The organism is Cytophaga sp. FL35 (assembly GCF_014349235.1).
GTDB lineage: Bacteria > Bacteroidota > Bacteroidia > Flavobacteriales > Flavobacteriaceae > Euzebyella.
On record NZ_JACSOH010000016.1, the window covers coordinates 56,411 to 77,870 of the forward strand.

Below are 21,460 nucleotides of genomic sequence, written 5' to 3' on the forward strand. Positions count from 1 at the left end.
ATAGAAGTGTAGTTAAAGTTACGTTATTGTGCCACCAAAGGAATTGGTGTACTATGCCTTTTTCGTAATTCTGGCTACTTCGGCTTTGTAAAGCGGTTTTTCGTTGTAATCAATAACGTGGTGGGTCTTTTTCTGATACAGTTCCCACTTTTCCTTATCGTGGAGGTCTATGGAGGAGGTGATGATATTTACCCTTATTTTTTCGGAAGTTGGTATTTTTAAAAATTCATCTAAAAATTGCCATCCGTCCATAATGGGCATGTTGAGGTCCAAAAAGATGACCTCTGGTAGTTTACCGGTACTTTCATGGTTTTTTTTGATTTCTTCAATAGCAGTTTTACCATTTACAAAGGATTCTACTTGTGGGCAATCCACCGCAAGACTTAGCATTTTTTGCATGCCAAAGACCGTTATTGGGTCATCATCAATAATATAAATGCTATCAATCTTCTTCATTAAAATAAATGTTGAATGTAGTGCCAGTACCTACTTCACTACAGACTACTACACGGCCGTTCATGGACTCAATTTGGTTTTTGGTTATGTATAGGCCTATTCCTCTCGAATCCTTGTGGTTATGGAAGGTCTTATACATTCCAAATAACTTGTCGCCATATTTTTTCAAATCAATACCTAAGCCGTTATCCTCTATGGACAAAATTGTAGCACCGGCAGTTTTACGGCAACTTAATTTTACCAGTGGAGGTCTTTTTGGGTCACTATATTTGACCGCATTGGTAATAAAATTCATTAAAATACTTTCTATATAAGCCGGTACCACTTTAATGATTGCATCTAATGGAACATTATTGATAATAGTAGCATTATGGCCTTGTAGAAATGCTGATAAGTTTTGCTCTACCACTTCAATTTTCTCCCTTAAAACAATTGGCTTTTTTTCAAGACCTACATTGGTATTGATGGCAACCACTTCATTAAGGTTTTCCAATGTCTCCATTAAATTGTTGGAGGCATTGGTAAGCATTCCTATAATATTCTGTTTCTCTTCTTCATCTTTTTCATCCACCAGAAATTCTAACAACATGGAAAAATTGGCCGTATGGGAACGAAGGTTGTGCGAAACTATATGCGCAAAATTAACTAATTTCTTATTTTGAAGGGAGGCCACATTTACCAAGTCTTTTAACTTAGCCTCATTTTGTTTGAGCCTTGTAATATCATGGCTTATTCCTACAATACCATTGGCCTTGCCAAATTCATCTTTTAATGGAATTTTGGAGATAAGAAATGTGGTTGTTTCGCCATTCTTGTTACGTATCCTACTTTCCTTGTTTAGGATAGGAACAAGAGTGTCCATAACTTGTTGGTCTTCCTGGTTCAAAGCCTCTGCTATGTCCTTATCGTAAAGTTCAAAATTATTTTTACCAAGGATTTCATTTGCATCGCTGATACCTAAATAGTCACATTCTGCTTTATTGACCAGAATTTTCCGGGACTCCTTATCTTTTATGTAGATGTTTAAGGGTAAATTGTCAATAAGGGTACGTAACAAAGTTTCGTTGGCCTTCGTTTTGTGCTCTGATTTTACCTTGTCATTAATATCTTGAAAAGTGCCTCTGAGGGCTACAATCTTATTGTCTTCATAAACAGGCGTGCCATTGGCTTGCACCCAAATTTCGTTTCCTTTGGCTGTTATAATCTGTAACTTTTCACTGTAGGATTTACCCTTTGTCAAGGCATCGTGAACTGCCATGGAGATAAGATTTTTACTATAACCTTCTTTGTAAAAGGCAACACCTTCTTCAAGGCTAGGTTCAAATTCACTATCTACTTCGTGAATCTTTCGTGTAACTCCACACCAGATTACTTTGTCGGCAATAAGGTCATATTCCCAACTTCCTATTTTCCCAATTTCCGAGATAATATCCAATTTGGAACGTAACCTACCCAAGTTAATTTCTGAGAGTTTTAGTTGGGTAACGTCCTCTGTCCTAATTATAAGACCGATCACATTTTCTTTGGAGTCTAACCAAGGATTGCAATGCCATTCAAACCATTTCTTTCCAGAAGGATCATATTTACATTCCTCGAAAGTCCGATCCACTTTATCGTTAATACAGTTACTTAAAGTATTTACCAACTGGTTGTTAGTATGGTAGAGATAGTCAATTCTTTTACCAAAAGCATCGCAAGGACTTTGATTATGTTGAGTAAGCCACTTGTCAGATGCGTATACCAACTCAAAGTCTGTATTCACAAAGGCAGTTGCCGTTGGCAGCTGTTTAATCAGGTATTTATGGTCCGCTATTTCAGATCCCTTCGACATACTTACGAAATTTCGTACTAATGTAGAGCGATTAATGTTCTTGACTAAAGGTTTGTTGTGAACATTAAAAAACCCGTTGTTTGATTTCCCTTTTAAGTGGTTTGCTCGAGAACATTTTTCACTTGAAGGTTATTTCTTACGAAGATATGTTAAAAAATTTAATCGTAAGACACCTCTTAACGAGAATCATAAATTATAACGTAAAAATAAAACTAAAAATTACCTGACTTAGCGAAAAAATCAGGCTAAGGAATTCTAACAGTATCTGGAACCAACCCCGTATAGTCTCCTCCATTTCTAATGACATCCCTAACAATTGAGGAGCTAATGTAAGATTTACCTGACGAGGTAAGCAAAAATACCGTTTCTATCTCAGAAAGCTTCCGATTGGTATGTGCAATGGCTTTTTCAAATTCAAAATCTCCAGGATTTCTCAAACCCCTTAAAATAAAACTAGCGTTCATCTTCCTACAAAAATCCACGGTAAGCCCCTCGTAGGTGTGTACGAGCACTTTTGGTTCCTCCTTAAAAGCCTTGGTTATAAAGTCCGTTCGTTGCTCCAAGGAAAACATATATTTTTTGTCCGCATTTACCCCAATGGCAATTATAATTTCATCAAAAAGGGTAATACCTCTAGTAATTATATCATAGTGACCCAAAGTCAATGGGTCAAAGGAGCCTGGAAAAATTGCACGTTTCATATTTTAAGGGGGTTGATTATCTGCTAAGTTTTCAATCGTAATTTAACCATTCTATTTAGCAAAATGTCCTTTTTATTAAAATTACCCTTTTTTGTTAATTGCTTCGTGTACGGCGCTTTCAAATAATTCTGAAATTGAAATACCTGCAACTCTTGCCTGTTGAGGTAAAATACTCTCTCTTGTAAGTCCAGGGGTGGTATTCATTTCCAACATATAGGGGTCGTCTCCCCTAAAAATAAACTCACTTCGGGTATAACCACTCATTTTAAGAACCTCGTAGGCCTTTTTTGCAGCGGCGACTACGTTCTCTTCTTGCTTTTGCGTAAGTCTAGCGGGGGTGATTTCTTGGGATTTACCTTCGTATTTTGCCTGGTAGTCAAAAAAGTCGTTGTCACTAACAATTTCGGTAATCGGTAAAACCTTGATTTCTCCTTTATATGTAATAACTCCAACAGATACTTCCGTTCCGTCTAAATAGGATTCAATAATGATTTCATCATCCTCTTTATACGCTTTTTCAATGGCCGGTATCAACTCTTCCTTATTATAAACTTTAGATATGCCAAAACTGCTGCCCGCCTTGTTCGCTTTTACAAAGCAAGGAAACCCTACCTTTTTTTCTATTTCCGCGGTGTCTATAGTATCCCCCAAGTTTAAATAATAGGAGTCCGCTGCTTTTATACCATACGGCTTCAAGGTGCTTAAAAGGTCTCTTTTGTTAAATGTAAGCGCAGATTGGTAATAATCGCTGGAAGTATGTGTTATACCCAAAAGTTCAAAATAGGCCTGCATAAGCCCATCTTCTCCGGGAGTACCGTGTATAGCATTAAAAACGCAGTCAAAATGGACTTTCACTCCATTTTTTTCTACCGAAAAATCATCTCTGTTTACTGGAAATTCTTCGTTGTCATCATCCACATATACCCACTTATCCTTTAAAATATGAATGCGATATAAATTGAAATTGTCTTTGTTCATTGAATCATAAACCACATTTCCACTTTTCAGGGATATTTCAACTTCACTGGAGTAGCCACCCATAATGATGGCAATATTTTTTTTCATCTGCCCGTTTTTAGCTTAGTTCAAAGAAAAGAAAAAAGTAACAATGCGTTTAATTTTTTACCGATGGAAATCCTATTGAGTATCATAAGACGTATCTCTAGTGGCTTTCATAGTTTAAATAGAAAAAGGCAGGTATTACCAACTTTGATTTAAAAGCTAATTAACAACCAACATCATTACTTATATTTGTTGGGTCAAAACACCTCATATGCGAAATTTCTTTAATTTTCTTAGGAGTAAGGTATTTTTAATTCAATTGGGATTGGCCCTTTTGATATCCATAATTTTAGTTTTTGTTGTTCTAAGATGGTTGGATAGCAGCACCAATCACGGGGAATTCGTTGAAGTGCCGGATTTTTCCAAAATGTCCGTTCCTGAAATGCGAAAAGCTGTTGAGGATGCCAGTTTGCGCTATGAAGTTTTGGATTCTGCCAACTACAATCCCGATTTTCCAAGGTTTTCAATCATTGAGCAAAATCCACCAGCAGGAAATAAAGTAAAAGAAAACAGGAAAATTTATTTTACCGTAAATCCATCAGGCTATAAAAAGGTTTCTATACCTAATATCATTCAAGTAACACAACGTAATGCAGCATCTATGCTTAAGGCGGTTGGGTTGGACGTTCAGCGAGTAACTTATATAGACGAACTTGGCAAGAACATGGTCTATCATTTAAAATATAAGGGTAAATATGTTAAGCCGGGTGATAAATTACCTAAAACTTCTAAGATTGAACTTGTGTGTGGCAACGGTACCGTAACGGATCAAGCCAGGGTTCAAGCAGATTCTGAATAACCTATGCAATCTAATGATACCGCTGATTGGAGCGATGATGAACTTTTTGAACACCATAGTTTTATTGCTTCCAAAGGCCAGGACCCATTAAGGGTTGATAAATTTTTATTGAACTTTATAGAGTATGCCACCCGAAACAAAATACAACAGGCCGCAAAAAGCGGGCATATTTGGGTAAACGGTAGTATTGTAAAGCAGAACTATAAAGTAAAACCGGGAGATGAGGTAAAGGTATTGTTAGAACACCCGCCCCATGAATTTCTTTTGGTTCCCGAAGATATTCCTTTGGATATTGTTTATGAGGACGATGTGTTGTTAGTGGTAAACAAACCAGCGGGCATGGTGGTACATCCGGGACATGGAAATTATTCCGGAACCCTGATCAACGCCTTACTTCATCACATACAGGATTTACCTGTTAACAGTAATGAAAGGCCTGGGCTTGTACACAGAATAGATAAAGATACTTCAGGATTGCTGGTTGTTGCAAAAACCGAAGCTGCAATGACCCATTTGGCCAAACAATTTTTTGATAAGACTTCAGAAAGGGAATATATAGCTATGGTTTGGGGAAATGTAGAGGATGATGAAGGAACTATAGAAGGTAATATTGCCAGAAATCCTAAAAACCGCTTGCAAATGCAAGTTTTTCCAGAGGGGGATGAAGGCAAGGAGGCCGTTACACATTATAAGGTTTTGGAACGTTTGGGCTATGTCACTTTGGTGTCATGTAAATTAGAGACTGGCCGTACCCACCAAATAAGGGTGCATATGAAGTATATTGGTCATACCTTGTTCAATGATGAAAGATATGGGGGCGATAAAATACTCAAGGGTACCACTTTTACTAAATACAAGCAATTTGTAGATAATGCCTTCAAATTATTACCTAGACAGGCATTGCATGCAAAAACATTAGGGTTCATTCACCCGGTTACAGGGGAGCAAATGCGATTTGATTCTGAAATTCCCACGGATATGGTGCAGTGCATTGAAAAGTGGAGACACTATTCCAAACATAGTCAGTAAACCATAGTTTTATTCAATATTCCTATTGAAAAGTCTTCTTTTTCTTGGTTGATGGTCTAAGGTAACATCAGTAAATTTGTCGTATCCTTTTAAGAACAAAGAATAATGAAAATAGTAGTTTCTCCGGCGAAGTCTTTGGATTTTGAAACAGAATTTCCTCAAATACAACCTACACAACCCATTTTTTTGGATCAAGCTGTGAAGCTGAATAACGTTTTGGCCAAGAAAAAGCCTAAAGCCATTAAGGAGTTGATGTCTATTTCAGATAATTTGGCAGAACTTAATTGGGAACGAAATCAAAATTTTTCTACTCCATTCAATGAGGAAAATGCTCGACCTGCTATTTATACTTTCAGTGGGGATGTGTACCAAGGTTTAGATGCTTTCAGTATTCCAACAAAGAAAATAGATAAACTCCAAAATAGGTTAAGAATTCTTTCTGGCTTGTACGGAATATTAAAACCGTTGGATTTAATGCAGGCCTATCGTTTGGAAATGGGAACCAAACTAAAGGTAGGAAGAAAAGAAAATCTGTATCAATTCTGGAAAAAGGATATAACAGCGGCCTTGAACAATGAGCTTAAGGATGATGAGTTGTTCATTAATTTGGCAAGTAATGAATATTTCAAAGCTGTGGATACAAAGGTGCTCAAAGTTCCCGTCGTAGCTCCGGTTTTTAAAGATTGGAAGAATGACAAGCTAAAAGTCATTAGTTTTTTTGCCAAAAAAGCAAGAGGCTCCATGGTACGCTATATTATAGATACCGGCGCCAGTACCATAGATGATATAAAGGCCTTTGACTACGATGGGTATAAATTTAGCGAAGAACATACCCAAAAGGAGTTGGAACCCGTTTTTGTGAGATAATTATTTTTTCTTGCTCAGGCCTATTTTTTCCTCTACTGTGGGCTTCCTTTTTATTTTTCTTGGCCTTTTTGAGCCGTAAGACCTGTTGGCAATTTTTCCTCTGCGTGATTTCTTGTCTCCTTTTCCCATATTTCTTAATTTTTGGGAAAGTAGTTAATTACTGGCATCAAGTCAAATGGTATTAAATAAGTTGTTAGCTTCTTTGATAGGGTTTGCATCACTTCAAACGTGTAAGTTTGTAGTCAAAATATGTCATTTTGTTTTTACACACCCACCCCTATGAACCCTTTTTATTTCCTGAAGCTACAAAACTAATAGTAGGAACTTTGCCTCCACCTAGGTTTACGGAAGGACAATTAAAACCTGATGATGTAGATTTTTGCTACGGAAGTAGAAATGGAATGCTTTGGCCTATTTTGGACCAATTATTTGGTCTTGGATTGGTTTACGAAACCACGGAATTTGCCATAAATCAGCGTAAGGACTTTCTAGTTAAACATAAAATTGGAGTTTGTGATATCGTGGAAAGTGCCGAAAGGGAGAAAATAGACGCCTCTGATTTGGGCATGCAAAACGTAAAATTGCGGCCCATGCTTTCCTATTTGGAAGAATATGAAAGAATAGATACGATTTTATTTATGGGTGGGAACAGTAAAAATGGTCCCGAGTATTTTTTTAGAAAGCTGGTCAAACCCAAAAAAATAAGTCTGGAGACCATTACTGAAGTTGTTCCTAGAATCTATAAATTTCAGTTACCCCAATCTAAAAGGGAAGTTAGGACGGTTTCATTAACAGCACCATCCGGAGCTGCGAATAGGGCTGTGGGAAGCCTATTGGAATATAAGGCAAGAAAGATAAATAATCCTACATACAACACCCTTGATTTTAGAGTAGATCAATACAGGCAATTTTTTATTCCTTAGAACTTCGTTTTTATACCTCAAATTAGTATGTTCCCGCCGGGCGAATTAGATGTTTTAACGGAAGTAAAGTGTTTAAAACTAAAAAGAGCCTTATCAAGTTTTGATAAAGCTCTTTTACGAGAACACTATATGAAAATGAAAAAATTTACTTCTGATTTTATTACATTGTAAAAGTACCTGTAAGCTGTACACTATTGAAATTATTGTTGTGAACTATGTTGTTTTTGTAGTGTAGCCAGTTATTTTTGTTATAAGTCAATTTGCAACGTTGGCAATCTCTCAAGAATAGCGATATTTATGGTGCTTAAGAGAATTGCCAGTACCAAAAAAAATAGCTTGAAAAACAACTTTTTATTAAAACAGCCTATGCAACAGCAAGATGAAAAACTAAATGAGTTTAAAAAATCTGTCAATAATAAGTTCAACGTCTATAATAGCCTTTTCTTAAATCTTCCGTATCGAAATATTGAAAATGTAGGTATTTTGATACCACTTTTACTGGATCAATGCCAAAAAGGCTTGGATTCCGGACAGAATCCACAAGAGATATTAGAAGCTTTTTTTGATAGTTATGTAGACATTGAATCGGAACAAGAGCGTATTGACTTTATGTTCCGAATTATTCAGTATGTAGAAAGGCAGGTAGTTCTATATGATAGTGTGGAAGATGCAGCCTTCCCAAAAATGCAGGCACATAGAAGGTCTCTTAGTATTAAGGATTACTTTGAGCTGGTAGACAAGAATAAAAGTTGGGACAAGGTTTCTAAAAAACTGTCCACTTTTAGTGCTCGAATCGTTCTAACGGCGCATCCAACGCAGTTTTATACTCCAGCGGTACTCGATATTATTGATGATTTACGGTCCTTGATTCTAGAAGACCGTATTGATGATATTGATGTTACATTACAACAGTTGGGGCTTACTTCCTTATTGAACTCTAAAAAACCCACTCCTTTAGACGAAGCCAAGAATATCATTTATATTCTTAGACACACGTATTACGAGGCTATAGGAGAGTTATATCACTACATCAAATCGAATATAAAGAATACCGAGTTCGATAACCATAAAATCATGAAACTTGGTTTTTGGCCAGGCGGTGATAGGGATGGTAACCCCTACGTTACAGCACCTATCACAAAGGATGTGGCTGATGAGCTTCGTATTACATTGATGAAATGTTACTATAATGACCTTAAAAAGATTCAAAAGAAATTGACTTTTAAAGGAGTACAAGAGCCCATTGGGAAACTAAGAAGCAATTTGTACACTGCTATGTTCGATAGTTCCAAGACCATAGGTTACAATGATATTCTTCAGCCTTTGTTGGACATTAGAGAATTACTGATTAACAATTACCACAGTTTATACTTAAAGGAGCTGGATTATTTCTTGGACAAGGTAAAAATCTTTAAGACCCATTTTGCAACGCTTGATATTCGCCAAGATCACAGTAAGCATTATTTGGCTGTTGAGACCATTTTAAAAACAAATGGTATAATAAAAGAATCCTTGGATGAGCTCTCACAGGATGAATTGGTAGATATTCTGATCAACAAGAATATTAAATTGGATTCCAAAGATTACGATGAGCCAATTATTAAAGATACCATAGAGAATATCTCCCAATTGCAGGATATACAAGCTGCCAATGGGGAAGAAGGTTGTAATCGCTACATCATTAGTAATTCCGAGGATATCTTCTCCGTGCTATTTGTGTTTGGGTTGTTCAGATGGTGTGGTTGGAAAAGCGATGAAATAACATTTGATATCATTCCTTTGTTTGAAACGATGAAGGGAATGGATAGTTCAGAGGAAACCATGCAGACTTTGTTTGATCTTCCTGAATACCGAGAGCACCTAGAAAGAAGAAATAATGATCAGACCATTATGTTGGGCTTTTCAGACGGTACCAAAGACGGTGGTTACTTAAAAGCCAACTGGAATATCCTTAAAACCAAGGAAACCCTTTCAAAGGTCTGTAGTAAAAACGGTATCAAAGCCATATTCTTTGATGGCCGTGGTGGACCGCCAGCAAGAGGTGGTGGTAAAACGCACCGTTTCTATGCTGCTCAGACCAAAGAGGTTGCCAATAATGAGATTCAATTGACCATTCAAGGGCAGACCATTACCAGTACCTACGGTACTAAAGAACATTTTATTCATAACAGTGAGCAGCTCTTGACCGCGGGCTTGTCCAACAACCTATTTGGAAAGGAAAACGTTATTTCAAGACAACAACGTAAGTTGATCGAAGAACTTTCTGAATTAAGTTTTGACAAATATGATGCCCTTAAGCAGCATGAAATGTTCATACCTTATTTAGAGAACAGAAGTACACTTAAATACTATCAAAAAGCCAATATTGGTAGTAGGCCAGGTAAGAGGGGAAATAAAAAACAATTGGAGCTCTCTGATTTGCGTGCCATTTCCTTTGTGGGTTCATGGAGCCAGTTGAAGCAAAACGTTCCTGGATACTTTGGATTGGGTACCGCCATCAAGAAATTAAAGGATGAAGGTCGCATAAGCGAAATTAAAAAATTGTACAAAGAGGTTCCTTTCTTTAAGGCTTTAATGCTCAATAGTATGATGTCGCTCTCAAAATGTTATTTTGAATTGACCAGTTATATGAAGGAGGATAAAAAGTACGGAGCATTCTGGAATATTTTACATGAAGAATACGAGCTTTCAAAAAAGATGTTGTTAATGATTTCCGGAAGCAAGATTTTAATGGAGAACGAAGCGGTTTCACGTGAATCCATTAGAATTCGTGAGAACATTGTACTGCCTTTATTGGTAATTCAGCAATATGCCTTGCAGAAAATAGGCCAAGAGACGGAATATAATGACTTGTACGAGAAAATTGTTACACGTTCCCTCTACGGGAATATCAATGCCAGTAGAAACTCGGCTTAAGCATTAATTTATATTATTCGAAAGAGGGATTTTCAAGAATTTGGGAATCCCTTTTTGATTTTAGTAAAAATGCGTTTTGACCGATTTTTAAGTCATTGGTCATTTCCATCTTTCACCAACTAACTAATTGGTGTAAGTTTCAGCCTGTTTTATTCAATCTATTTTATATGTTCATTAGGTGTCTTTTCTACATGTGCTGCGTTCTTTTATTTCTTGGTTGTAGTGATACGGAAGAAGATACTCCCGCATTGGAAAAAGGAAGCTTTCAAGTACAGGTTTTTTTGGACAATGAGCCGTATGAAAATGCCATGGTAACTACTAAACCCACAACATCTTCCCTACTTACAGATAGCGATGGTAGTGCATTTTTCGACAATATCGTAGTTGGCGAATATGAAGTACAAGTGGTGATTCCAGAGGCTCCAGAAGATTATTTTATAAGCTTTATAACAGTAATAAAAGACGATACGGCGTATACTAGGTTGGACCTTGTATCTCCACCACCAATTTACCCCGATGAAATAGATGTAACTTTAGTTCTTGCCTCCGTATACGAAAGTGTGGGTCAGAGTTATAATTTTGATGGATTTAGTACTCTTTGGGGTGATATTGGTACCGATTTTACGTACGTAAATAAGCAAACCAATGGGGAGCGAACGGCTTTGGATACATATCGATTATCTTCACAAGATAGGCTGGTAAATCAAGTTTATAAGGATTATTATGCTATCATACTGGATATAAATACCGGTCTGGAATGTTTGAAGGATCCTGAATGTTTAGGTACTCAGGAAATTGACACAACGAGGTTGGAAGCTGAATTTAAATTTTTAAGGGCCTTAACTTATTTCAACTTGGTAAAGATTTATGGTAACCCAATTTTAGTAACAACGGTAAATTCTGATATTGAAACTCCTTTGCCCATTGTGCAGGGCGGTGAAGAGGTATATCAACAGATTATAGAAGATTTAATGTTCGCCAAACAATATTTACCCAATATAGAATCTGTATTTATGGCTAGCAAGGAAGCAGCAACGGCTCTACTTGGCAAGGTGTATATGCAAATGGCAGGTTTTCCTTTACTACAAACCGGAAAATATTCGTTGGCACTAGAGCAATTTAAAAAGTTGCAGAATTGGTTTTCATTAGAGGAGAATTATTCTGAGGTTTTCAGCTTAGATCAAGGTTCCCAAAGCACGGAAAATATTCTTATGTTTAAATTCACCTCTGGATTATATGGAAGAAACTGGGGGCCGCTCGGCTTTGCAGGTGATGATTTGTTATTGTTGGATCGTTCATTCATAACGGCATCTGGGGCAGGCGAAACCTTTACGGATTCGGTCACCTTTCCAATCAATGTTCCCGATGTTAGATTCCATCAGAATATAGCTTCATTTAGAATTGCTAGCGGACAGATTGAAAATGAAACCGATCCAAATAGTTGGAGGCCTTTAAAATTTATGGCGAAGGATAACCTTTTAGAAAGCAAAAACATAAATCAGGTTGTACTAATCAGATATGCAGATGTACTTTTGTTGTTGGCCGAGGCCGAAAATAATGTAAATGGCCCTACGGCATTGGCTTATGAAGCATTTAATTCCGTTAGGAGAAGAGCCCATCAAAATGGAGATTTTGATTTGCCTTTAGGATTGAACCAGCAAGAATTTTTTGATGCTATTGTGGAGGAAAGGAAATTGGAACTTTGTTTTGAAGGACACCGGAAAGATGACCTTGTACGTTGGCAATTGCTAGAAAATAAACTATTGGAATTTAACGAACAACACCCGCAGGACGTAAAAGATTTTCAAAGTCATAAATACATCTGGCCGATTCCTCAAAACGAATTGGATGTAAACCCGGAGGTACAACAAAATCCTGGATATTGATAATCAATAAAACAAAAAAATCCCCGGAGCATAAATCTTCGGGGATTTTTTGTTTATAATATCTTCAGAATCCTTTATTTCTTGTTTTGCTGATTTTTGATGGTCTTTTCATCAATATCGAACTTGTTAGTATCCACTTGTGTGTTGCCCGTGGGGTTTGTTGGATTCGTTTGTTCCGTTTTTCTTCTCAACTTTTTATCTTTTATAATTCCCATTTCTATTTCCTTTTTATGATTTACCTAAATGTAAGAAACACACGGGCAAAAGGGCGTTAAGGGCTTTGTAAGTCTTTGTTAGGGTCTGTTAAAGCGATAAAAATGCTATTTATTCCGCACATTTTAGTATGCTCGCAGTAAACAAAAGTTGTCCAGTATGCCGTTGTGAGTGTTCAGCGGCATGAAACAACAAACCAATGACCGTACTGGGGAGTTTCTTTCTGCCAACCGTGCGCTTTTCCGTGAGAATTTCCTCCGGTAAGGTTTTAAAATAGGAGAGCGCTTCGGCAAGTTTATTATCAAAGTCGGTGATGAGGTTTTCTAAGCGGATGGCACTACTTTCTTTTCCTTCGGCCCTTAAGAATTCAAATTGACTTTCGGTTAAACTTTCGCCTTTGGAATAGGTCATCATTCGGTCTAAAACCCCGGTGATATGCTGTAAATGAAATCCGATGGAAGCCCTGCCCAAAGGTTTTTCCCAAAGTTGCTCTGGGGAAATGCCATCGGTGTACTTTTTTAGTTCTTCCGATGTTTGAAGAAGGGCATGCGCCGCAGGTTGTAGTAACGCCGGTATTCCCTCTACGGGGCCTCTCAGCCAAACTTCATACTGCGGATTGGAATTAGATGACATTAGCTAGCGAATGTTATTTACAAAGTTGTCAAATTTATCGGCACCAAAAGCCGTTAAGTGTTTGATAAAGGCCGAACCAATAATCGCTCCTTTGGCTTTTTCAGTAGCCGCTGTAAAGGTTTCATTATTACTGATACCAAATCCTACGATTTGTGGGTTTTTAAGTTTCATGGCCGCTATTCTATCAAAATAGTGGGTCTGTTCGTCGCCAAAACCACTTTTGGCACCGGTAACGCTCGCAGAACTTACCATGTAGATAAATCCGCTGGAAACGGAATCGATAAAACGAATACGTTCATCCGAGGTTTGGGGCGTAATCAAAAATACGTTGACAAGACCGTGTTCCTCGAATATGGTCTTGTATTCCTCGTTGTAAACATCCACTGGTAGGTCGGGGATAATGAGCCCATCAATGCCAATTTCCTGACATTTTTGGCAGAAAGCTTCCACGCCATATTGCAACATCGGGTTAAAATAGCCCATAATAATCAGGGGAATGGAAACCGTTTTTCTAATATCCTTTAATTGGTCAAAAAGAACTTCGGTGGTCATTCCATTCTTAAGGGCCTTAGTAGAACTTTCCTGAATGGTAGGGCCATCCGCTAGGGGGTCGCTAAAAGGCAGGCCTATTTCAATCATATCAACCCCATTCTTTTCCAATCCTTCAATAACATTCACGGTATCGCTCAAGGAAGGGTACCCGGCCGTAAAGTAGATGGAAAGGAGCTTTTTATCTTCTTGAAGTTTTTGGGAAATTCTATTTGTCATAACTTAAAATAATCAATGTATGTATTGAGGTCTTTATCTCCGCGACCTGAAAGGTTGATGATTACCACATCATCGGCTTCAAATTTTCGGGTTTCCAGAATGGCAAATGCATGTGATGACTCTATGGCGGGAATGATGCCTTCCAATTTAGAGAGCTCCAGTCCGGCTTGCATAGCATCCGCATCGGTAATGGAAATGAATTCCCCACGACCAGATTTAAACAGGTGGGCGTGCATGGGGCCTACACCGGGGTAATCCAGTCCTGCACTTATGGAGTAAGGCTCTGTAATTTGGCCATCGGCAGTTTGCATCAACAAGGTTTTACTTCCGTGGATGATACCCACTTTTCCCAGGGCCGAGGTAGCGGCACTTTCTCCGGAATCAATTCCTTTTCCGGCAGCTTCCACGGCGATGATGCCCACATCCGGATTATCCAAAAAGTGATAGTAGGCACCCGCAGCATTGCTTCCTCCACCCACACAGGCAACCACATAATCAGGGTTTTCCTTGCCTTCCTTTTCCTTTAGTTGCCATTTGATTTCCTCCGAAATAACCGACTGAAACCGCGCTACCATATCAGGGTAGGGGTGTGGCCCCACTACGGAACCGATAATGTAATGGGTATCCACCGGATTGTTGATCCAGTCCCTAATGGCTTCATTGGTCGCATCTTTTAAGGTTCGGCTACCTGATTTTGCAGGGCGCACTTCCGCACCCAACATTTTCATACGTGCCACATTGGGGGCTTGGCGTTGAATATCAATTTCACCCATGTACACCACACATTCAATCCCCATTAAAGCGCAGACCGTTGCCGTAGCAACACCGTGTTGGCCGGCACCTGTTTCGGCAATGATGCGGTTTTTACCCAAGCGTTTGGCCATTAATATTTGACCGATGGTATTATTGACCTTATGGGCGCCTGTGTGGCAAAGGTCTTCACGTTTCAGATAGATTTTAGTGTTGTATTTGTTGGATAGCCGCTCCGCAAAATAAAGTGGGGTAGGGCGACCCACATAATCTTTTAGCAATTGCTGAAACTCCTTTTTAAAAGAGTCTTCTTGCATTACCTGAACGTAATTTTGTCGTAATTCTTCACAATTGGGGTAGAGCATCTCGGGGATGAACGCACCCCCAAACTCTCCGTAATACCCCCTGCTATCGGCGTTGTAAGACATTATTGTATATGTATTTTATTGAGCAATTCTTTAAAGGCCTTTACATCGGCCGTATTTTTGAGTCCCGGTTTTATTTCAAATTTACTGTTCACATCAATGGCGTGGCAGTATTTGGCTTCCGGACGCTGGGTAAATTCTTTAATGTTATCGATATCTTCCAGACCAATGCCCCCACTTAAAAAATAGGGTTTGTTGGAAGGGTAATTTTTAAGGACGGACCAATCGAAAGCGTAACCATTTCCGCCCGGTAATTTTCCTTTCGTATCAAACAGGAAAAAATCACATACTGATTCATAGGGTTCAAGAACGGCAAAGTCAAATGCATCCTTAACAGAAAACACTTTTATAATTTGTATTTGTTTGGCTTTTGATTTTAGTTCATTGCAATACTCCGGACTTTCATTGCCATGCAGCTGTACCAAAAGCAAATTATAATCCTCTATTCTTTGCAATACCGTTTGAATACCGGCATTAACGAACACTCCAACTTTCTTTATCTTGTGGGGTACGGGTGTCAATTCCCCTTTAAAATTCCGTTCGCTCTTATCATAAAAAATAAAGCCCAAATAGTCTGGCTGCAATGAAGCAATTTCGGTGGTATTATGCTTCATGCCGCAAACCTTTAAATGCAAACGGCCATTGGCGAGGGTGCTGGGTTCTTCTTTGGGTGTGCTGTAATGATAATTCATAAAAACGACCTTTTATATTCTCTTTAGCTCTTCTACAAATTTTTTGGCGTTCTCCCCAGGATTTTCGGTTTTCATAAAATTCTCACCAATCAAAAAGCCTTGGTAGCCATAACCTTTTAATTCGTTTATGGCCGATGTATTACTAATACCGCTTTCGGAAACTTTTACGAATTCTTCTGGGATTTCCGTGGATAGCGATTTGCTGGTTTCCAGGCTTACCTCAAATGTCTTTAAATTTCGGTTGTTAACACCCAACATATCCAAACTGGGCATGATGGATTTTTGAAGTTCCTCCAAATTATGAACTTCCAAAAGCACATCCAAATTCAGACTTTTGGCGAACTCCGAAAGTTGCTTGATTTCTTCTTTTGAAAGGATGGCCGCAATGAGTAGGATAACATCGGCACCGTAGGCCTTGGATTCCAAAATCTGATATTCGTCAATTACAAATTCCTTTCTCAAAAGCGGAATTTCCACCGAGGCGCGCGCCAATAACAAATCGTCCAAAGAGCCACCAAAATACTTGCCGTCTGTAAGTACGGACATGCCACAAACACCAGCATTGGCATAACCTATGGCCACATCCTGTACATTTTCATTTTGATTGATAACCGATTTGGAGGGGGAACGTCTTTTATGTTCAGCGATAATTCCCGTGGAACTGGCACGGAGTGCTGAAGCCAAGGAGGGTGAAACCCTGTTAAAAAGCACCGAATTCTCCAGTTGTTTTACGGGAATCAGCGCTTTGCGCAAATCAACTTCCTTGCGTTTATCGGCTACTATTTTATCTAATATGTTCATTTCTTATTTAATAGCTTTTTCTTTTTCCATGGATGAAAAATCAAAAATGTTAGCTTACCATCAACCATCAACCATCAACCATCAACCATCAACCATCAACCATCAACCATCAACCATCAACCATCAACCAATTACTTACTCAACTCCTGCAACTTCTTCAAAGCTTTTAATCCGCTGCCGCTTAAAAGAGATTCTTTGGCCTTTTCAAACCCTTCTTTTGGACTTATATTTTTAACTGTAGCAATGGCTACACCCGCATTGGCACAGACCACATTGTTTTGGGCTTCCGTACCTTTTCCTTGTAAAACGTTGAGGAAAATTTGTGCGGATTCTTCAATAGAGTCACCTCCCACGATTTGGGATTGCAAAATAGGTTCCACCCCAAAATCTTGAGGCTTCAGCATGCTTTCCGTATGATTGCTAATAGTTTTGGTGTTTCCGGTCAATGATATTTCATCATATCCATCCAAAGCGTGCAAAACCGTAAATTTCTTGTCGGTATTCTGATAGAGATAGCCGTACATTCTGGCCAGTTCCAAATTAAAAACGCCCACCATTTGATTTTTGGGAAACGCTGGGTTTACCATGGGGCCCAACATGTTAAAAAAGGTTTTTACGGCCAATTCCCTTCTGATAGGTGCTACATTTTTCATGGCAGGATGAAAAAGCGGTGCGTGCAATACACAAATTCCGGCCTCGTCAATTGATTTTTTAAGAAAGTCGGCTTCGTTACTGAACTTGATTCCCAAGAACTCCATCACATTGCTACTTCCACATTTTGAGGAAACCCCATAATTACCGTGCTTGGTTACGTTCACTCCGGCACCTGCTGTTACAAAGGAGGCTAAAGTTGAAATGTTGAAGGTGTCCTTACCATCCCCGCCCGTACCACAAAGGTCAATAGGGTCATATTCGCTTAAATCTACCGCTAGACAAAGTTCTAGCAGGGCATCACGAAAGCCTTCCAATTCTTCAATGGTGATGCTGCGCATCATATAAACCGTTATAAAGGCCGCAATTTGACTGCTATTGTATTCCCCTTTGGCAATATTTACCAGTACTTGTTTGGCATCTTCCTTAGAGAGGAAATCGTGATTGATCAGTTTGTTGAGTATCTCTTTCATTTGCGTATATCTTCCTCTTATTCCCGCAAAAGCGGAAATTTATTTAGCTATTCAACCAGTTTTTTAGAATTTGTTTTCCTTGTGGTGTTAATACCGATTCTGGGTGAAACTGAACTGCGGAAACATCATATTCTTTATGCCTCAGGCTCATAATTTGCCCATTTTCATCAAAGGACGTAGCCTCCAAACCTTCTGGTAAATCTGGCGCAACTACCCAAGAATGGTACCGTCCAACCTCAATTTCTTCTGGCAAGCCTTCAAAATTCGTATCCTCTTTTGTAAGCTTTATTTTTGTCGCAATACCATGATACACTTCATCCAGATTGATTAAGCTACCGCCAAATACCTCTCCAATGGCCTGTTGGCCTAGGCACACCCCAAAAATACTTTTGGTGGCGGCATATTTTTTAATGATAGGCTTTAATAAACCGGCCTCATCTGGAATACCCGGTCCCGGGGAAAGTACTATTTTATGAAAGGCATCCACTTCTTCCAACGTTAGCTGGTCGTTTCTTTTTACAACCACCTCACAATCCAAATCTTCTAGATAGTGAACCAAATTATAGGTGAAACTGTCGTAATTATCTATGACTAAAATCTTATTCATCTTAAATGGTTTTGGCTATTTCCAAAGCCTTGGTAAGGGCGCCTAGTTTGTTATAGGTTTCTTGTAATTCATCGTCTGGATTAGAGGCGGCAACCAATCCGGCGCCGGCCTGATAATGCAGGGCATGGTTTTTACTTAAAAAAGTACGGATCATTATGGCATGGTTAAAATTTCCGTTAAAGTCCATAAAACCAATGGCACCCCCGTAGTAACCCCTACTTGTTTTCTCATACTTCTCAATAAGTTGCATGGCCATATGTTTTGGTGCACCGCTCAATGTACCGGCAGGAAAGGTGTCTGCCACTACTTTCATGGTGGTGATGTTCTCTTTCTTCTGTCCGGTAACCTTGGATACCAAATGAATGACGTGTGAAAAGAACTGAACTTCCCTATAGTTGGTTACCTCTACCATATTGCCATTTCGGCTAAGGTCATTCCTAGCGAGGTCTACGAGCATAACATGTTCGCTATTTTCTTTGTCGTCCTCAGAAAGTTTACGGGCCAAAATGGCGTCCTGTTCATCATTTCCTGTGCGTTTAAACGTGCCCGCAATTGGGTGTATTTCAGCTTTTCCGTCTTTGACTATTAGTTGGGCTTCGGGAGAACTTCCAAAAATCTTAAAATCGCCGTAATCAAAATAAAACAAGTAGGGCGAAGGGTTTACTGAACGAAGTGCCCGGTAGACGTTAAATTCATCCCCCTTGAAACCTTGGGAAAACCTCCTTGAAAGTACCAATTGGAACACATCTCCGCGGTGACAATGTTTTTTTGCCAAACGCACATGCTCTTTGTATTCTTCATCTTCCAGATTACTGGTAGCTTCACCTTGCAAGGAGAAATTGTAGGTAGCGAAGTTCCTTACATTCAAAAGTTGCTCGATTTCCGCTATGTTCTCTTCTTTTTCGTAACTATGTGCAAATAGGTAGGCTTCGTTCTTAAAGTGGTTGATGGCTATGATGTTCTGGTAAACGGCATAGTAAACATCAGGGATGGCTACGGAATTGTCTTTTTTGGAGATTTCAACATCCTCAAAATAACGTACCGCATCATAGGCCATATAGCCGAAAAGTCCATTATTGATGAATTTAAAACTGTTGTCTTCCGTTATAAAGTTTTGACCAAATTGGTGGATTTCCGCCACAACATCGGTGGAGGAGTCAATTGTTTTTGTGGATTTGGAACCATCCGGAAAAACACTTGTAAGTTCTTCATTTTCCACCTTAATGGAAGCAATAGGGTTGCAGCAGATATAGGAAAAACTGTTATCATTGGCGTGGTAATCGCTACTTTCTAAAAGAATACTGTTGGGGAATTTGTCCCTAATCTTGAGATATACGCTTACCGGGGTAATGGTGTCTGCAAGTATTTTTTTGTAATGTGTCTTTAGTTCGTACTTCATTTTGATTGGGTTGAAAAGCAAAAGGCTTGTCGTGATTGACAAGCCTTTTATATTGTTTTACTACAATGGGGTCTGCTCACGAATTGATTTGCGAGTTTTTCCACCACCAAGTATTTGCGTTTTTTCTATACATAGGTTCAAATATAAAAATCATTTGTTAAACCCCAAATCAAAAATAAAAGAAAATAGCGGCCTGGTGAGACTACTCACAATTTAAGTGCGCATTGTTAGATGGAAGCAAAAAAAAATCCCGGCTTAAGAATTTAAATTCCTTAAGCCGGGAGAAACTTGTGAGGTCAAGTTTATTATACGTTATAGATTAACTCTTAGAATTCCAAGTCTACAACTAGATCAAATTCATCGTAGATAGTTTTATCACCTAGGTTTTCAAAAAAGCTTCCAGAACCGTACTTAATGTCATATTTGGTTCTATCAACCTTTACGTTGGCCGTAGCCTTGCTACCATATACAGAAACATCAAAAACAACTGGTTTGGTGATTCCTTTGATAGTTAGGTCCCCAGTGACTTCGTATGAGTTTTTTCCGGTAGACTTCACATTGGTGAAAACCAGTTTTGAAGTCTCGTGCTTTTCAACCCCAAAAAAATCATCAGCCTTTAAGTGACCTTCTAATTTTGCTTTACCATCGCCTTCCATATCGGTAGAAATAAGGCTGGTCATATCGGCAACAAATTCTCCTCCGGTTAGCTTATCGCCATCAAAAGTCAAAGATCCAGATTTTAAAGCTACGGTTCCTTCGTGTGAACCGGTTACTTTGTAAGCCTTCCAAGTTACGGTACTGGCCTCAGTCTTTACTTCTTTTTTTTCTTCTGCAACTGGTTCTGTGGCAGTTGCTACACCAAAAACCAAGGCCAAAGCCAAGCTAAATACTCCTTTTTTCATAATTGTAATAAATTTAGTTAATAATGTTAGTACTTGTTATATATGCGTGATTAAATCTTTATTGGATTTTCTTACCTTCTTAAAATGTTGGGTTTGATCTTCTTCTGACCTGTAACCCACTGCCGCCAAAACTACTGCATTTAGGTTTAATTCGTTCAATCCTAATATTTCATTGAATTTGGTGGCATCAAAACCTTCCATGGGGCATGTGTCTATTTTTAAGTCCGCCGCTGCCGACAGTAAGTTTCCCAAAGCAATATAGGCCTGCTTAGCGGTCCATTGGGTTTTTTGCTCATCTGTTAATGGAATAAGGTTGGCTTTCATCATCTCTGCGTAGCCTTCCAAATTTTTTAGGGGAATGTCTCTAGTTTCACTAACGTTTTCTAAATAATCATCTACCAATTCTTCACCAAATGTGGTTTGGTTTGCAATAACAATAAGATGGGAGGCTTCAGTGATTTGCGATTGGTTCCAGGCAAACGGCTGCAGTTTTTCCCTAATCTCCGCATCTTTTAGGACTAATATCTTATAAGGCTGTAAACCATAGGAAGAGGCGCTTAAGGAAGTTGCTTCCAGTAATGTACCTAGGTCTTCCTCGGAAATGGATTTATCCTTATCAAATTTTTTAGTGGCATAGCGCCAGTGGAGATTTTCAATATACGTACTCATAAAATAA

Annotated in this window: 22 protein-coding genes; 6 read left to right on the forward strand and 16 right to left on the reverse strand. The window is 38.7% G+C overall.

Translation table 11 applies throughout. The features are described from left to right. Window positions 1–51: 51 nt before the first annotated feature. The 4 genes from BIZ36_RS13640 to BIZ36_RS13655 all read right to left on the reverse strand — a co-directional run bounded on the left by BIZ36_RS13640 (window position 52) and on the right by BIZ36_RS13655 (window position 4,053). The gene (locus BIZ36_RS13640) at window positions 52–456 is read right to left on the reverse strand and encodes a response regulator (RefSeq protein ID WP_187458465.1); all 405 of its coding nucleotides are present in this window, start codon (window positions 454–456) and stop codon (window positions 52–54) included. Continuing rightward, a complete protein-coding gene (locus tag BIZ36_RS13645; RefSeq protein ID WP_187458466.1) occupies window positions 443–2,287 on the reverse strand; it encodes a PAS domain-containing sensor histidine kinase in 1,845 nt (614 codons plus the stop codon). Before BIZ36_RS13645 ends, BIZ36_RS13640 begins: the two co-directional genes overlap by 14 nt. A 245-nt stretch (window positions 2,288–2,532) precedes the next feature. Then, entirely contained in the window at window positions 2,533–2,988 is a 456-nt protein-coding gene (coaD, locus tag BIZ36_RS13650; protein ID WP_187458467.1) for a pantetheine-phosphate adenylyltransferase, read from the reverse strand. An 81-nt stretch (window positions 2,989–3,069) separates the two neighbouring features. Then, window positions 3,070–4,053, reverse strand: coding sequence for a D-alanine--D-alanine ligase (locus BIZ36_RS13655; protein WP_187458468.1), 984 nt, complete (start codon window positions 4,051–4,053; stop codon window positions 3,070–3,072). 208 nt (window positions 4,054–4,261) lie between these two features. Here BIZ36_RS13655 and BIZ36_RS13660 point away from each other — a divergent pair, with 208 nt between their 5' ends. The 3 genes from BIZ36_RS13660 (at window position 4,262) to yaaA (ending at window position 6,745) form a co-directional block, all read left to right on the forward strand. Next, complete coding sequence (locus tag BIZ36_RS13660; protein ID WP_187458469.1) at window positions 4,262–4,849, forward strand: PASTA domain-containing protein; 588 nt, start codon at window positions 4,262–4,264, stop codon at window positions 4,847–4,849. A 3-nt stretch (window positions 4,850–4,852) separates the two neighbouring features. Further along, a complete protein-coding gene (locus BIZ36_RS13665) occupies window positions 4,853–5,878 on the forward strand; it encodes an RluA family pseudouridine synthase (RefSeq protein ID WP_187458470.1) in 1,026 nt (341 codons plus the stop codon). A 105-nt stretch (window positions 5,879–5,983) separates the two neighbouring features. Continuing rightward, window positions 5,984–6,745, forward strand: a complete 762-nt coding sequence (gene yaaA, locus BIZ36_RS13670; RefSeq protein WP_187458471.1) for a peroxide stress protein YaaA — start codon at window positions 5,984–5,986, stop codon at window positions 6,743–6,745. Here yaaA and BIZ36_RS13675 read toward each other — a convergent pair whose 3' ends face one another. Then, window positions 6,746–6,874, reverse strand: a complete 129-nt coding sequence (locus BIZ36_RS13675; RefSeq protein ID WP_187458472.1) for a 30S ribosomal protein THX — start codon at window positions 6,872–6,874, stop codon at window positions 6,746–6,748. A 128-nt stretch (window positions 6,875–7,002) separates the two neighbouring features. On the opposite strand from BIZ36_RS13675, the gene BIZ36_RS13680 reads away from it, so the two are divergent. The 3 genes from BIZ36_RS13680 (at window position 7,003) to BIZ36_RS13690 (ending at window position 12,470) form a co-directional block, all read left to right on the forward strand. After that, complete coding sequence (locus tag BIZ36_RS13680) at window positions 7,003–7,668, forward strand: uracil-DNA glycosylase family protein (RefSeq protein WP_187458473.1); 666 nt, start codon at window positions 7,003–7,005, stop codon at window positions 7,666–7,668. A 336-nt stretch (window positions 7,669–8,004) separates the two neighbouring features. Further along, window positions 8,005–10,584 (forward strand): phosphoenolpyruvate carboxylase, encoded by a 2,580-nt coding sequence (locus BIZ36_RS13685; protein WP_286174783.1) that lies wholly within the window; start codon window positions 8,005–8,007, stop codon window positions 10,582–10,584. Between the two features lie 167 nt (window positions 10,585–10,751). Further along, window positions 10,752–12,470: a RagB/SusD family nutrient uptake outer membrane protein gene (locus BIZ36_RS13690; protein WP_187458474.1), complete on the forward strand. Its 1,719-nt coding sequence runs from the start codon at window positions 10,752–10,754 to the stop codon at window positions 12,468–12,470. Window positions 12,471–12,544: 74 nt separating this feature from the next. On the opposite strand, the gene BIZ36_RS13695 is transcribed toward BIZ36_RS13690, so the two are convergent. The 11 genes from BIZ36_RS13695 to BIZ36_RS13745 all read right to left on the reverse strand — a co-directional run bounded on the left by BIZ36_RS13695 (window position 12,545) and on the right by BIZ36_RS13745 (window position 21,453). After that, on the reverse strand, window positions 12,545–12,685 hold the full coding sequence (locus BIZ36_RS13695) for a hypothetical protein (protein WP_187458475.1): 141 nt from the start codon (window positions 12,683–12,685) through the stop codon (window positions 12,545–12,547). A 109-nt stretch (window positions 12,686–12,794) separates the two neighbouring features. Then, window positions 12,795–13,316, reverse strand: a complete 522-nt coding sequence (locus BIZ36_RS13700; protein WP_187458476.1) for a DinB family protein — start codon at window positions 13,314–13,316, stop codon at window positions 12,795–12,797. Window positions 13,317–13,319: 3 nt separating this feature from the next. Continuing rightward, window positions 13,320–14,084, reverse strand: coding sequence for a tryptophan synthase subunit alpha (gene trpA, locus BIZ36_RS13705; protein ID WP_187458477.1), 765 nt, complete (start codon window positions 14,082–14,084; stop codon window positions 13,320–13,322). After that, on the reverse strand, window positions 14,081–15,262 hold the full coding sequence (gene trpB / locus BIZ36_RS13710) for a tryptophan synthase subunit beta (RefSeq protein WP_187458478.1): 1,182 nt from the start codon (window positions 15,260–15,262) through the stop codon (window positions 14,081–14,083). The genes trpA and trpB overlap by 4 nt, the downstream gene beginning before the upstream one ends. Next, window positions 15,262–15,951, reverse strand: a complete 690-nt coding sequence (locus BIZ36_RS13715; RefSeq protein ID WP_286174786.1) for a phosphoribosylanthranilate isomerase — start codon at window positions 15,949–15,951, stop codon at window positions 15,262–15,264. The genes trpB and BIZ36_RS13715 overlap by 1 nt, the downstream gene beginning before the upstream one ends. Window positions 15,952–15,963: 12 nt before the next feature. Continuing rightward, complete coding sequence (trpC, locus tag BIZ36_RS13720) at window positions 15,964–16,752, reverse strand: indole-3-glycerol phosphate synthase TrpC (protein ID WP_187458479.1); 789 nt, start codon at window positions 16,750–16,752, stop codon at window positions 15,964–15,966. A gap of 131 nt (window positions 16,753–16,883) precedes the next feature. Further along, complete coding sequence (gene trpD, locus BIZ36_RS13725) at window positions 16,884–17,876, reverse strand: anthranilate phosphoribosyltransferase (RefSeq protein ID WP_187458480.1); 993 nt, start codon at window positions 17,874–17,876, stop codon at window positions 16,884–16,886. 43 nt (window positions 17,877–17,919) lie between these two features. Further along, the gene (locus BIZ36_RS13730; RefSeq protein WP_187458481.1) at window positions 17,920–18,483 is read right to left on the reverse strand and encodes an anthranilate synthase component II; all 564 of its coding nucleotides are present in this window, start codon (window positions 18,481–18,483) and stop codon (window positions 17,920–17,922) included. 1 nt (window position 18,484) lies between these two features. Then, window positions 18,485–19,882 carry an anthranilate synthase component I family protein gene (locus BIZ36_RS13735; protein WP_187458482.1) on the reverse strand — a complete coding sequence of 466 codons (1,398 nt, stop codon included), beginning with the start codon at window positions 19,880–19,882 and terminating at the stop codon, window positions 18,485–18,487. Window positions 19,883–20,208: 326 nt separating this feature from the next. Continuing rightward, window positions 20,209–20,784, reverse strand: coding sequence for a YceI family protein (locus tag BIZ36_RS13740; RefSeq protein ID WP_187458483.1), 576 nt, complete (start codon window positions 20,782–20,784; stop codon window positions 20,209–20,211). A 36-nt stretch (window positions 20,785–20,820) separates the two neighbouring features. Beyond that, window positions 20,821–21,453, reverse strand: a complete 633-nt coding sequence (locus tag BIZ36_RS13745; protein ID WP_187458484.1) for an NAD(P)H-dependent oxidoreductase — start codon at window positions 21,451–21,453, stop codon at window positions 20,821–20,823. Window positions 21,454–21,460: the final 7 nt, after the last annotated feature.

Excerpts from the sequence above, each read along its gene's own strand:
- BIZ36_RS13640 (WP_187458465.1), bottom strand. The coding sequence starts at position 456 with ATGAAGAAGATTGATAGCATTTATATTATTGATGATGACCCAATAACG.
- BIZ36_RS13645 (WP_187458466.1), bottom strand. The coding sequence starts at position 2,287 with ATGTCGAAGGGATCTGAAATAGCGGACCATAAATACCTGATTAAACAG.
- coaD (WP_187458467.1), bottom strand. The coding sequence starts at position 2,988 with ATGAAACGTGCAATTTTTCCAGGCTCCTTTGACCCATTGACTTTGGGT.
- BIZ36_RS13655 (WP_187458468.1), bottom strand. The coding sequence starts at position 4,053 with ATGAAAAAAAATATTGCCATCATTATGGGTGGCTACTCCAGTGAAGTT.
- BIZ36_RS13660 (WP_187458469.1), top strand. The coding sequence starts at position 4,262 with ATGCGAAATTTCTTTAATTTTCTTAGGAGTAAGGTATTTTTAATTCAA.
- BIZ36_RS13665 (WP_187458470.1), top strand. The coding sequence starts at position 4,853 with ATGCAATCTAATGATACCGCTGATTGGAGCGATGATGAACTTTTTGAA.
- yaaA (WP_187458471.1), top strand. The coding sequence starts at position 5,984 with ATGAAAATAGTAGTTTCTCCGGCGAAGTCTTTGGATTTTGAAACAGAA.
- BIZ36_RS13675 (WP_187458472.1), bottom strand. The coding sequence starts at position 6,874 with ATGGGAAAAGGAGACAAGAAATCACGCAGAGGAAAAATTGCCAACAGG.
- BIZ36_RS13690 (WP_187458474.1), top strand. The coding sequence starts at position 10,752 with ATGTTCATTAGGTGTCTTTTCTACATGTGCTGCGTTCTTTTATTTCTT.
- BIZ36_RS13695 (WP_187458475.1), bottom strand. The coding sequence starts at position 12,685 with ATGGGAATTATAAAAGATAAAAAGTTGAGAAGAAAAACGGAACAAACG.
- BIZ36_RS13700 (WP_187458476.1), bottom strand. The coding sequence starts at position 13,316 with ATGTCATCTAATTCCAATCCGCAGTATGAAGTTTGGCTGAGAGGCCCC.
- trpA (WP_187458477.1), bottom strand. The coding sequence starts at position 14,084 with ATGACAAATAGAATTTCCCAAAAACTTCAAGAAGATAAAAAGCTCCTT.
- trpB (WP_187458478.1), bottom strand. The coding sequence starts at position 15,262 with ATGTCTTACAACGCCGATAGCAGGGGGTATTACGGAGAGTTTGGGGGT.
- BIZ36_RS13715 (WP_286174786.1), bottom strand. The coding sequence starts at position 15,951 with ATGAATTATCATTACAGCACACCCAAAGAAGAACCCAGCACCCTCGCC.
- trpC (WP_187458479.1), bottom strand. The coding sequence starts at position 16,752 with ATGAACATATTAGATAAAATAGTAGCCGATAAACGCAAGGAAGTTGAT.
- trpD (WP_187458480.1), bottom strand. The coding sequence starts at position 17,876 with ATGAAAGAGATACTCAACAAACTGATCAATCACGATTTCCTCTCTAAG.
- BIZ36_RS13730 (WP_187458481.1), bottom strand. The coding sequence starts at position 18,483 with ATGAATAAGATTTTAGTCATAGATAATTACGACAGTTTCACCTATAAT.
- BIZ36_RS13735 (WP_187458482.1), bottom strand. The coding sequence starts at position 19,882 with ATGAAGTACGAACTAAAGACACATTACAAAAAAATACTTGCAGACACC.
- BIZ36_RS13740 (WP_187458483.1), bottom strand. The coding sequence starts at position 20,784 with ATGAAAAAAGGAGTATTTAGCTTGGCTTTGGCCTTGGTTTTTGGTGTA.
- BIZ36_RS13745 (WP_187458484.1), bottom strand. The coding sequence starts at position 21,453 with ATGAGTACGTATATTGAAAATCTCCACTGGCGCTATGCCACTAAAAAA.